The following is an 11,874-nucleotide window of genomic DNA, read 5'->3' as shown; positions in this document are numbered from 1 at the left end:
GATGCTTCGGGCCTTGCCGAAGCATCGGCCGGCGGCCCCTGCTATGCTGCGGACGGATGGCGGGAGGGGCGCATGGTCACGGCCAACAGGATCGCCGAAATGGCTGCCGCGATGGGCGAGCCTGCCCGCGCGGCGATGCTCGCGGCGCTGATGGATGGCCGGGCGATGACAGCCACCGAGCTGGCCCGGGTGGCCGGCATTGCGCCGCCGACAGCGAGCGGCCACCTCGCGCGGCTTGTCGCCGCGCGCCTCGTGGCGGCCGAGCGGCACGGGCGGCACCGCTACCACCGGCTGGCCGGCCCCGAGGCGGCGCGGCTGATCGAGAGCATGATGCAGATGGCCGGCGCGGCGCCGGTGCCCCATGCGGTGCCGCGCTTCGGGCCGCGCGACGCGGCGCTGCGCCAGGCGCGCACCTGCTACGACCATTTGGCCGGCCGGCTCGGCGTCGGCCTTGCGGATGCGCTGGTGGCGGGCGGCTGGGTGGCGATGGAAGGCGAGGCTGCCTGGATGACGGAAGCCGGCCAGGCGCGGTTCGGCGCGCTCGGCATCCCGCTGCCGCAGGCGGCGCGGCACGGCCGGCCGGGTTGCCGCCCCTGCCTGGACTGGAGCGAGCGGCGGCCGCATCTGGCAGGCCGGCTCGGCGCGGCGCTGTGCAGCCACGCCTTCGGCCAGGGCTGGGTGCACAGGGTGGAGGGCACGCGGGCCGTGACCGTGACGCCCAAGGGGCGGCTGGCGCTGCGGGAGGCCTTCGGGCTGGCCGAGAGCGGCTAAGCCGGGCTCCGCCCCAGCGCAGGTTGGCCCAGCGCAGGTTGGCCCAGCGCAGGTTGGCCCAGCGCAGGGGGGCTCAGCGCAGGGGGGCTCAGCGCGAGGGGGTTCAGCGCAGGGTGGGGCCGAGCGCCGCGGCGCCCTGCCGGGCGAGCACCGTCTCGCCGGCGCCACGGGCCCTGTCCCACAGGGCGCCGATCCCCGGCCCGCCGGGCAGCGCGGCCGAGGAGCCGGGCGGGCAGAGCGCCGGCATCATCCCTTCCGCCACGCGGCAGATGCCGGTGGCGCGCAGCCCGGCGGCGAAGTTCACCTTTTCCGAGGTGCTGCCCCAGGCCCAGGAGAGCACCAGCGCCACCACCAGCGGCTCGAAGGCCGAGCCGGTGCGGCAGAGCGGCAGCGCATAGGTGCCCCGCAGCGGCCAGGCCAGGCGCAGCCCCGCCGGCGTCAGCAGATCCGCCCCCAGATGCGAAAGATAGCCCACCACGAGAGGTGCGGTGATGGCCATCGGCACATCCTGGCTGAGCAGCAGCACGGTGCAACCGAGCACCGCCAGGGCGGAATGGGTGATGCCGCGGTGGCCCAGCAGCCGCGCGCACAGCAGCGAGACCGGCCAGAGCTTCTTGCCCACCCAGGATTTGGGATGGTCGATATCGGGCAGCAGCGCGCCGAACACGGCAAGGCCGAGCAGGGCCGGGTCGAGCGCCGGCAGGCCCAGCCGCGGCGCGGCCGCGAACCAGGCAGCCGCGCCCAGCGCGATATGCGACCCTGCCATCATTCCTGGGTTTCAAGGCTCCTGCTACGCAAGCCTCAAACTAGGAGTCAGGATTCCTGCCTACAAGCCTGATTCCACGGCTTTCCAACCGCAGGTAGCAGAAAAACCATGACTTGCCTGCTCCTCGGAGCGGTGGGCGAAGGGCAAGTCTTCGCCTATCATGGAGCGGTGAACCTGCTCTCGCCGCCCCGCAGCCGCCTCGACATCGAGGTGGTGTTCGACCTAGTCTGCCCCTGGTGCTTCCTCGGCACGCGCCGGCTGCGCCGGACGCTGGAGCGGCGCACCGACGTGCTGGCCGAGATCCGCTGGCGTCCCTTCCTGCTGAATCCCGATCTCGGCCTCGGCGGCACCGGGCGGCAGGACTACATGGCGCGCAAGTTCGGCGGCGAGGAGCGCGCCCGCCGCCTGCACGCCACCATGACCGATCTCGGGCGGCCGGAGGGCATCGCCTTCCGCTTCGACCGCATCCAGCGCGTGCCCGCCTCGATCGACGCGCACCGGCTGGTGCGCTTCGCCGCCCAGCACGGCCAGGCCGATGCGCTGGTGGACGCGCTGTTCACCGCCTATTTCTGCGAGGGCGCCGATATCGGCCGGCCGGAGAACCTCGCCGCCCTGGCCGCCCGGCACGGGATGGAGCCGCGCGTGGTGCAGCGCTTCCTGGCCAGCGGGCTGGAGGCGGAGGCGGTGCACGCCGAGAACCTCCGCGCCCACCGCCTCGGCATCAACGGCGTGCCCTGCTTCGTCATCTCCGGCCAGCAGGGCCAGGGCGCGGGCCATGCCATCGCCGGCGCGCAGGAGCCGGAGGTGCTGGAGCGGCTGATCGACGTGGCGCTCTCCGAGGCCGGCGAGTTCTAGCCGCCCTCCCCCTCAGGCGGCCTTTGCCTGGCGGGAGACCTTCACCAGCGACTTCAGCATGTCCTTGGCCGCGCGCAGGCGCGTGGGCAGGTCCATCTCCCGCACCATGGCCAGCTTGTGGTCCGGCCGCAGTTTTATCAGTCCCTTCTGGGCGCCGACCCAGGTGACCAGCCCGCCTGGATTGGCGAAGTTGTTGCGGCGGAAGGCGGCGACGATGCCCTTCGGCCCCGCATCCAGCTTCTCCACCCCCGCCTGCCGGCAGAGATGCTTGATGGAGACCACCTGCAGCAGGTTCTCCACCTCCTGCGGCAGCGGCCCGAAGCGGTCGGCCAGCTCGGCCGCCATCGCCTCCACCTCGGCATCGCCCGCGAGGCCGCCGATGCGGCGGTAGAGGCCGAGCCGCACCGGCAGATCCGCCACATAGGTCTCGGGGATCAGCACCGGCAGGCCGAGATTGATCTGCGGCGTCCAGTCGCGGTTGTCGGCGCCGTCGCGCCGCCCCTGCCCGGCCTTGATGTCGGCCACCGCCTCCTCCAGCATCTGCTGGTAGAGCTCGATGCCCACCTCGCGGATATGGCCGGACTGCTCGTCGCCCAGCAGGTTGCCGGCGCCGCGGATGTCGAGGTCGTGGCTGGCGAGGGTGAAGCCGGCGCCGAGGTTGTCGAGCGTCTGCATCACCGCCAGCCGCTTCTCGGCAGCCACCGACAGGCGCTGCGTGGCCGGCCAGGTGAGGTAGGCGTAGCCGCGCTGCTTGCCGCGCCCCACCCGCCCGCGCAGCTGGTAGAGCTGGGCGAGGCCGAACATGTCGGCGCGGTGGATGATCAGCGTGTTCACCGCCGGCATGTCCAGCCCGCTTTCCACGATGTTGGTGGCGAGCAGGATGTCGTACTTGCCGTCGCCGAACTCGGTCATCACCCGCTCGAGCTCGGTCGGCGTCAGGCGGCCATGCGCCTGCACGGTGCGCGCCTCGGGCACGATGTCGGCCAGCCGCGTGGCCATCTTCGGCAGGTCTTCCAGCCGTGGCACGACGCAGAAGATCTGCCCGCCGCGCAGCCGCTCGCGCTGGATGGCCTCGCGCACCACCACCGCATCGAAGGGCATGATGAAGGTGCGCACCGCCAGCCGGTCCACGGGAGGCGTCGCGATGACGCTCATCTCCCGCACGCCGGTCAGCGCCAGCTGCAGGGTGCGCGGAATGGGCGTCGCCGTCAGGGTGAGGACATGCACATCGGCCTTGAGCGATTTCAGCCGCTCCTTGTGCGCCACGCCGAAATGCTGCTCCTCGTCGACGATGACGAGGCCGAGATCGGCGAACTCCACGCCCTTGGCCAGCAGCGCGTGGGTGCCGACGACGATGTTGATGGAGCCGTCCGCCAGCCCCGCCTTCACCTGCGCCGCCTCCTTCGCCGTGACCATGCGGGAGAGCTGGGCGATGCGGATCGGCAGCCCCTCGAAGCGGGCGGTGAAGGTGCGGAAATGCTGGCGGGAGAGCAGCGTGGTGGGCACCACCACCGCCACCTGCGCCCCCGTCATGGCGACGACGAAGGCGGCGCGCAGCGCGATCTCGGTCTTGCCGAAGCCGACATCGCCGCAGATCAGGCGGTCCATCGGCCGGCCGGCGGAGAGGTCCTCCAGCACGTCGGCGATGGCGCGCTGCTGGTCCTCCGTCTCGGCGAAGGGGAAGCGGGCGCAGAACTCGTCCCACGCGCCCTCCGGCGGGGTGGCGAGGTGGCCCTCCTTCACCCGCCGCTCGGCGGCGATGCGGATGAGCTGGCCCGCCATGTCGGCGATGCGCTGCTTGGCGCGGGCCTTGCGGTTCTGCCAGGAGGTGCCGCCGAGCTTGTCGAGCGCGACGCCCGCGCTGTCGCTGCCGAAGCGCGAGAGCAGCTCGATGTTCTCGACCGGCAGGAACAGCTTGTCCCCGCCATCGTAGATCAGCCGCAGGCAGTCATGCGGCGCGCCGGAGACGCCGATGGTCTCCAGCCCGTCATAGCGGCCGATGCCGTGGTCCTGGTGCACCACCAGGTCGCCCTCGGCGATCTCGGTGGCATCGGCGATGAACTGGTCCGCCCGCTTGCGGCGGCGCGGCGGCCGGGCGATGCGCTCGCCCAGCAGGTCCTGCTCGCCGGTCAGGGCGATGGCGCCGCTGCCCTTGGTGCCTGCGGCGGGGCCGGTGAAGCCACGCTCCACGCCATAGACCACCAGCGCCACCACGCCCGCCGGCAGCGCCTGGGCGGCGGCCCAGTCCTCCACCGCCTGGGCGGGCACGCGGTTCTCCCGCAGCAGATTGCCCAGCCGCTCGCGCGAGCCGCGCGTCCAGGCGGCGACCACCGGGCGCATGCCGCCCTTGGCCTGCGCCTCGGCATGCTGGTGGTAGAGGTGGAAGACGTTCTCGCCCGCCGTGCGGGCCTCGGCATAGAGGCCGCCGGGGCGGCCGCCGGCCTCGATGCCCTCGGCGCCGTCGGGCTTCGGGAAGGGGCTGAAGCGCAGCAGCGGGCCGCCCGCGAGCATCGCGTCCCAGCCCTTGCGGTCCAGGTAGAGGCGGCGCGGCGGCACGGGGCGGTAGGGCACCTCGCCTTCCCGCGCCGGCATGCGGCGGGCCTCGTAATGGTCCTCGACCATCTCGAGCCGCACCTCCAGCGCCTCCTCCGCCTGGTGGTCCAGGCTGACCGAGGCGCCGGGCATGTAGTCCAGCAGCGTCGCCATGCTCTCGTGGAAGAGCGGGACGTAGTGCTCCATGCCGAGGTGGCGGCGGCCGGCGGAGATGGAGACGTAGAGCGGGTCCTCGGCCGCGGCGTTGCCGAACAGGTCGCGGTAGCCGGCGCGGAAGCGGGCGATGGACTCCTCGTCGAGGAACACCTCGCCCACCGGGCGCAGCCACAGCCCGTCCATCGGCTTGCCGCTGCGCTGCGTCTCGGTGGAGAAATGCCGCAGGCTCTCGATCTCGTCGCCGAACAGGTCGAGCCGCACCGGCTCCGGCTCGCCGGCCGGGTAGAGGTCGACGATGCCGCCGCGCACCGCGTATTCGCCCGGCTCCATCACCGTGGCGACGCGGCCATAGCCATTGGCCTCCAGGAAGCCGGCCAGCTTCTCCGGCGTGATGCGCCCGCCGCGCTTCAGGTGCAGCGTGGCGCCCTCGAACACGGCGCGCGGCGGCACGCGCTGCACCAGCGCGTTCACCGTGGTCAGCACGATGCGCGGGCGGTCGCCCTTCTCCAGCAGCCGGGTGAGGGTCGCCACGCGCTCGGCCACCAGCTCGGCATGGGGCGAGACGCGGTCATAGGGCAGGCAGTCCCAGGCCGGGAAGCGCAGCACCTCGATCCCCGGCGCGAAGAAGGCCAGCCCGTCCTGCATCCGCGCCATGCGGGAATCGTCGCGGCAGACATGCAGGACGAAACCCTCCGCCTCGGCGCGGCGGCGGCTGAGCAGCAGGGCGTCGAAGCCCTCGGGGGCGCCGTGGATGGTGAGCGCGCTCATGCCCGGCGCGCGGCCTCCGGCACCCCGGCGCCCAGCATCGAGCATTCCTCGGACATGCGGGTCAGCATCGGAGTCATCACCTCGGGCGGAATGGGGCGGCGGCCCGAGAGCCAGTCGGCGAGATCGACATCCAGCAATTCCAGCACCGCCTCCAGCTCGTCCAGCTCCGCCTCGGTGAAGCTGGCGATGTGACGGGTGACAAAGCCGCCCACCATGAGGTCGGTTTCCTTGGTGCCGCGATGGTGCGCGCGGAACAGCAGGCGCCGGCGGCGCGGGGAGAGCGCCGGCGGCGGCTCCGCCGGGGACGCAGCGGCGGCATTCGGATCGGGGGGCGTATCGTTGCTCTGGGACATGTCGTCGGCGCCTTGTGGGGCTGGCATATAAGGGCAGATGGGAATCGTGTCAGCCCAAGAGGCGGAAATGGACCTGCCGGCCGGGCTTCTCGCGCCGCTGGACAGCCTGCCCTTGCCCGAGGAGAAGCGGAAGCGCCTGGCGCAGGCGGTGGAGGGCGGCCGCGTGCTCGACCTGCTGCTGCACCTGCCCGAGCGCTACCAGGACCGCCGCGCCACCACCCCGCAGGAGGGCGAGGTGGCCACCCTGCCCCTGCGCGTGGTGCAGGTCCAGCCGCCGCGCACGCCGACCCAGCCCTGGTCGGTCTGCTGCGAATCGCCGGCGGGGCCGCTGGACCTGATCTATTTCGGCCGCCGCTCCTGGCTCGGCGCCTGGCTGGCCCGCACCTATCCGGAAGGGGCGGTGCGCCGCGTCTCGGGGCGGATGAAGCGCTTCCGCGACCGCTGGCAGATGGACGCGCCGGATTTCGTCGAGCCGCCCGACGCCATCCCCGGCATCCAGCCCATCTGGCCGCTGGTGAAGGGGCTGGGGCAGCGCGATGTGGGCCGCGCCATGGCGGCGGCGCTGGCGGCGCTGCCCGAGCTGCCCGAGTGGCAGGACCGCACCCTGCTCGCCCGCCGCCGCTGGCCGGGCTTCGGCGCCGCGCTGCGCGCCATCCAGGCGCCGGAGGCCGCCGCGCCGGAGGACAGCGCGCGCGACCGCCTGGCCTATGACGAGCTGCTGGCGGGGCAGCTGGCCGTGGGCCTCGTGCGGCGGACGGTGCTGCAACGCCCCGGCCGGGCGCTGCGGGGCGACGGAAGGCTGCGCGACGCGGCGCTGGCCGCCTTCGGCCACCCCCCCACCCCCGGCCAGGCCATGGCGCTGGCCGAGATTGACGCCGACCTCGCCGCGCCGCGCCGGATGCTGCGGCTGCTGCAGGGCGATGTCGGCGCCGGCAAGACGCTGGTGGCGGTGCTGGCCATGCTGCGCGCCGTCGAGGGCGGCGCCCAGGCCGCCATCATGGCGCCCACCGAGCTGCTGGCGCGCCAGCACCTCCGCACGCTGGAGAAGCTCGCCGGCGCCGCGGGCGTGCCCTGCGCCCTGCTGGCCGGCTCGGTGAAGGGGAAGGAGCGCAAGCGCGTGCTGGCCGGGCTGGCCGATGGCTCCATCCCGCTCGTCGTCGGCACCCATGCGCTGATCGAGGAGGGCGTGGCCTTCCGCGACCTCGGGCTGGCGGTGGTGGACGAGCAGCACCGCTTCGGCGTGGCGCAGCGCCTGGCGCTGACCGAGAAGGGCACCACCGACGTGCTGGTGATGACCGCCACCCCCATCCCCCGCACCCTGCTGCTGACCCAGTGGGGCGAGATGGCGGTGAGCCGGCTGGAGGGGCTGCCCGCGGGCCGCCAGCCCATCGTCACCCGCATCGTCAGCCGCGAGCGGCGCGAGGAGCTGGTGGCCCGGCTGCGCGCCGCCTTCGCACAGGGGCACCGCGCCTATTGGGTGGTGCGCGCCGTGGAGGAAGGCGAGAAGCACGACAACGCCGCCGCCGAGACCACCTTCGCCGAGCTGGCCGCCATTTTCGGCGACAAGGTCCGCCTCGCCCATGGCGCACAGAAGCTGGATGTGCGCGAGGCGGCGCTGCACGACTTCGCCGCCGGCCGCGCGCAGCTGCTGGTGGCCACCACGGTGGTGGAGGTGGGGGTGGACGTGCCCGAGGCCACCATCATGATCATCGAGCAGGCGGAGCGCTTCGGCCTCGCCGCGCTGCACCAGCTGCGCGGCCGCGTCGGGCGCGGCAAGGCCCAGAGCTTCTGCCTGCTGCTGCCCTCGGCCGAGCTGAACGAGAGCGAGCAGCGGCGCCTCGCCGTGCTGCGCGAGACGCAGGACGGCTTCGTCATCGCCGATGCCGACCTCGAATACCGCGGCGGTGGCGACGCGCTGGGGATGCGGCAGGCGGGGCGCATCGGCCGCCGGCTGGCCGACCCGCAGCGGCATGGCGGGCTGGTCCGCATGGCGCACCAGGATGCGGCGCTGCTGCTGGAGAAGGACCCGGATCTGGCCGCCACCCCGCGCGGCGCGGCGGCGCGGCTGCTGCTCGGCGTGTTCGGCCATGACCTGACGCTGGCGCCGCTGGCCGCCGGCTGAGCGCCTCCGCCGGGCACGCTTCGATACAGGCGGAGGGGTTGCAATGCCCCCTGCCCTGGTTAAACCCGATCACAATTCGGCCATAGCAGGGGGTACGCCCGGTTGTCCGCGCTGATCGAGATCGACCGCCTGAGCAAACGCTTCGGCGCCTTCACCGCCGTCGACGACGTGTCCTTCGCCGTGGCGCGCGGCGAGGTCCTGGGCTTCCTGGGGCCGAACGGCGCCGGCAAGTCCACCACCATGAAGATGCTGGCCGGCTTCGTGACCCCTTCCGCCGGCACCGCCCGCATCTGCGGCGAGGATGTGGTGGAGCGGCCCGTGGCCGCCAAGAAGCATCTCGGCTACCTGCCCGAGGGCGCGCCCACCTACCCCGAGATGACGGTGGCGGGCTTCCTGGGCTTCGCCGCGCGGGTGCGCGGCTACCGCGGCTCCGAGGCGGCGGATCGGGTGGCGCACGCCATGCGCCTCACCACCCTGGAAGGGGTGCGGCTGCAGCCGATCGAGACGCTCTCCAAGGGCTTCAAGCGGCGCGTCGGCCTGGCGCAGTCCCTGCTGCACGACCCGCCGGTGCTGGTGCTGGACGAGCCGACCGACGGGCTCGACCCCAACCAGAAGCACGAGGTGCGGCGGCTGATCGGGCAGATGGCGCCCAACAAGGCCATCATCATCTCCACCCACATCCTGGAGGAGGTCTCGGCCATCTGCACCCGCGCCATCATCATCGCGCGCGGGCGGGTGCTGGCCGATTCCACGCCCGCGGAACTCTCCCGGCGCGGCCCCTCGCTCGATGCCGTGTTCCGCGAACTGACCATGGCGCCCAGACCCGCGCCGGAGGCTGCCTGAATGCGCACCGCGCTGACCATCGCCCGGCGCGAGCTGGCCGGGTATTTTGCGACGCCCGTGGCGTATGTGTTCATCGTCATCTTCCTGGTGATGACGGGCGCGCTCACCTTCACCCTCGGCAATTTCTTCAACCGCGGCACGGCCGACCTCCAGCCCTTCTTCGGCTTCGTGCCCTGGCTGTTCCTGTTCCTGGTGCCGGCGCTGACCATGCGGCTCTGGGCGGAGGAGCGGCGCCTCGGCACCATCGAGCTGCTGCTGACCCTGCCGGTGACGCAGGGCCAGGCGGTGCTGGGCAAGTTCCTGGCCGCCTGGGCGTTCTGCGGCATCGCCCTCGCCCTCACCTTCCCGCTGGTCATCACCGTCAACTACCTGGGCAACCCGGACAATGGCGTCATCGCCACGGGCTATATCGGCTGCCTGCTGGTGGCCGGCGCCTATCTGGCGGTGGGCGCGGCCATCTCGGCGCTGACCAAGAACCAGGTGGTGGCCTTCGTGCTGGCCGTGGCGGTGTGCTTCGTCTTCGCCGCCGCCGGCAGCCCCGTGGTCACCGAGTTCCTCTCCGTGCGCCTGCCCGTGCTGGCCGAGATCGCCCGGGGCGTCTCCGTCACCGACCGCCTCTCCGGCTTCTCGCGCGGCGTGGTGGCGCTGCGGGACATCGTCTTCTTCGCCAGCTTCATCGGCTTCTGGCTGTTCGCCAATGCCGTGGCGGTCGATCATCGCAAGGCGGACTGAGCCCATGAGCGCCGAAAGCCCCGCCCCGCGCGCCCCCGCGCGCGCCCCGTCCCGCCGCCTCTCCTATGCGGCGGGCGGCCTCGCCGCCGCGCTGGTTCTGGCCGTCTCCGCCAACCTGCTCACCGAGCGCCTGCTGCCGCGCGCCCAGGTCGACCTCACCGCGCAGCGCCTCTACACCCTCTCGGACGGCACCCGGCAGGTGCTCTCCGGGCTGCAGGACCCGGTGACGCTGCGGCTGTTCTACTCCCGCCGCCTCGGCGGCAGCATCCCCGTCTATGGCGCCTATGCCGACCGGGTGCGGCAGATGCTGGAGGAGTACGCCGCCCTCTCCAACGGCAAGGTGCGGCTGGAATACCTCGACCCTGAGCCCTTCTCGGAGACCGAGGACCGGGCGCTCGCCTATGGCATCCAGGGCGTGCCGGTGGACCAGTCCGGCGAGCAGGTCTATTTCGGCCTCGCCGGCACCAACCTGCTGGACGACGAGCGGGTGCTGCCCTTCCTCCAGCCCGACCGCGAGCGCTTCCTCGAATACGACCTGACGCGGCTGGTCCACGACCTGTCCAACCCGCGCCGCCCCGTGGTGGGGCTGCTCTCAGCCCTGCCGCTGAACGGCGACCCGCGGGCGATGATGATGCGCGTCCCCGGCGCCGGGCAGCCCTTCGTCATCGCCAACCAGCTTCGCCAGTTCTTCACCCTGCGCGACGTCGCCGCCGACGCGCAGGCGATCCCCGAGGACACGCAGGTGCTGATCGTGGCGCAGCCGCAGGGGCTGGCGGACGCCACGCTCTACGCCATCGACCAGTTCGTCATGCGCGGCGGCAAGCTCTTCGTGCTGACCGACCCGCACAGCGAGAGCCAGGCCAGCCGCCCCGGCCCCAACGGCCAGCCGCCCGCCGACACCGCCTCCGGCCTCGACCGGCTGCTGAACGCCTGGGGCATCGAGGCCCCGCGCGACCAGGTGGTGCTCGACCAGCGCGGCGCCTGGCGGGTGCGCGCCAACCCGCAGGACCGGGTGCAGGCGGTGGACTACCCCGCCTGGTTCAACGCCACGGGCGACAGCCTGAGCGCCGCCGACGTGGCGACGGCCGAGTTGCAGCAGGTCACCTTCGCCTCCGCCGGCCAGGTGCGGCGGCGCGAGGGGGCGGGCATCGAGTTCACTCCGCTCATCACCAGCAGCCCCGAGGCGATGCTGGTGGACACCGCGCGGGTGCGCGAGAACCCCAACCCCGCCCGGCTGCTGGCCGAGTTCCGCCCCTCCGGGGAGCGCTACGTGCTGATGGCGCGCGCCCGCGGCATGCTGAAATCCGCCTTCCCCGACGGCCCGCCGCCGCCGCCCGAGGGCGCCGAGCGCCCGGCCGACCTTCCCGCCCACCGGGCGCAGAGCGAGGGCCCGGCCAACCTCGTCATCGCCAACGACGCGGACCTGCTGGAGGACCGCTTCTGGGTTCGTGTGCAGGATTTCTTCGGCCAGCAGACGGCCACGCCCTTCAGCGACAATGGCGCGCTGGTCGCCAACCTCACCGACACGCTGGCCGGCGGCGACGCGCTGATCGGCCTGCGCTCGCGCGGCGAATCCCTGCGCCCCTTCGGCCGCGTCGAGGCGATGCGGCGGGAGGCGGAGGCGCGCTACCGCCAGACCGAGCAGGCCCTTACCCAGCGGCTGGAGGCCACCGAGCGCCGCCTGCGCGAGCTGCGCCAGGGAACAGGGCAAGGCGGCGCGCAGAGCGTCATCACCCCCGAGCAGCGCGCCGAGATCGACAAGGCGCGGGCCGAGATCGTCGCCACGCGCGGCCAGCTCCGCGCCGTGCAGCTCGACCTGCGGCGGGACATCGAGGGGCTGGAGCGCACCCTGCGCATCCTCAACATCGCGCTGGTGCCGGTACTGGTCACGCTCTTCGCCATCGGGCTGGCGGTGGCCCGCAGCCGCCGCCGCGCCGCCGCCCGCGCCTGAGGGA

General features: G+C 73.0%; 9 protein-coding genes. 6 read left to right on the top strand and 3 right to left on the bottom strand.

The annotated features are described in order from the left end of the window. Nucleotides 1–99: 99 nt before the first annotated feature. Complete coding sequence (locus ACFOY6_RS07040) at nt 100–771, top strand: helix-turn-helix domain-containing protein (RefSeq protein WP_379649790.1); 672 nt, start codon at nt 100–102, stop codon at nt 769–771. A 103-nt stretch (nt 772–874) separates the two neighbouring features. On the opposite strand, the gene ACFOY6_RS07035 is transcribed toward ACFOY6_RS07040, so the two are convergent. Beyond that, complete coding sequence (locus tag ACFOY6_RS07035; protein ID WP_379649788.1) at nt 875–1,537, bottom strand: metal-dependent hydrolase; 663 nt, start codon at nt 1,535–1,537, stop codon at nt 875–877. 108 nt (nt 1,538–1,645) lie between these two features. Here ACFOY6_RS07035 and ACFOY6_RS07030 point away from each other — a divergent pair, with 108 nt between their 5' ends. After that, nucleotides 1,646–2,392, top strand: coding sequence for a DsbA family oxidoreductase (locus ACFOY6_RS07030; protein WP_379649786.1), 747 nt, complete (start codon nt 1,646–1,648; stop codon nt 2,390–2,392). 12 nt (nt 2,393–2,404) lie between these two features. Here ACFOY6_RS07030 and mfd read toward each other — a convergent pair whose 3' ends face one another. Together mfd and ACFOY6_RS07020 are read right to left on the bottom strand one after the other, a co-directional pair. After that, nucleotides 2,405–5,869, bottom strand: coding sequence for a transcription-repair coupling factor (gene mfd, locus ACFOY6_RS07025; protein ID WP_379649785.1), 3,465 nt, complete (start codon nt 5,867–5,869; stop codon nt 2,405–2,407). Beyond that, on the bottom strand, nt 5,866–6,222 hold the full coding sequence (locus ACFOY6_RS07020) for a succinate dehydrogenase assembly factor 2 (protein ID WP_109518382.1): 357 nt from the start codon (nt 6,220–6,222) through the stop codon (nt 5,866–5,868). The genes mfd and ACFOY6_RS07020 overlap by 4 nt, the downstream gene beginning before the upstream one ends. A gap of 37 nt (nt 6,223–6,259) precedes the next feature. On the opposite strand from ACFOY6_RS07020, the gene ACFOY6_RS07015 reads away from it, so the two are divergent. The 4 genes from ACFOY6_RS07015 (at nt 6,260) to ACFOY6_RS07000 (ending at nt 11,870) form a co-directional block, all read left to right on the top strand. After that, entirely contained in the window at nt 6,260–8,344 is a 2,085-nt protein-coding gene (locus ACFOY6_RS07015) for an ATP-dependent DNA helicase RecG (protein ID WP_379649782.1), read from the top strand. A gap of 102 nt (nt 8,345–8,446) precedes the next feature. After that, complete coding sequence (locus ACFOY6_RS07010) at nt 8,447–9,187, top strand: ABC transporter ATP-binding protein (protein WP_379634169.1); 741 nt, start codon at nt 8,447–8,449, stop codon at nt 9,185–9,187. Further along, nucleotides 9,188–9,919, top strand: a complete 732-nt coding sequence (locus ACFOY6_RS07005; RefSeq protein WP_109518385.1) for an ABC transporter permease subunit — start codon at nt 9,188–9,190, stop codon at nt 9,917–9,919. It begins immediately after the preceding gene. Between the two features lie 4 nt (nt 9,920–9,923). Further along, the gene (locus ACFOY6_RS07000) at nt 9,924–11,870 is read left to right on the top strand and encodes a GldG family protein (protein ID WP_379649780.1); all 1,947 of its coding nucleotides are present in this window, start codon (nt 9,924–9,926) and stop codon (nt 11,868–11,870) included. The last annotated feature ends 4 nt before the right edge of the window (nt 11,871–11,874 follow it).

This window comes from Teichococcus aestuarii (genome assembly GCF_042651065.1).
Lineage (GTDB): Bacteria > Pseudomonadota > Alphaproteobacteria > Acetobacterales > Acetobacteraceae > Pseudoroseomonas > Pseudoroseomonas aestuarii.
Note: the sequence above shows the minus strand (reverse complement) of the source record. Positions and strands in the feature narration are given on the sequence as shown.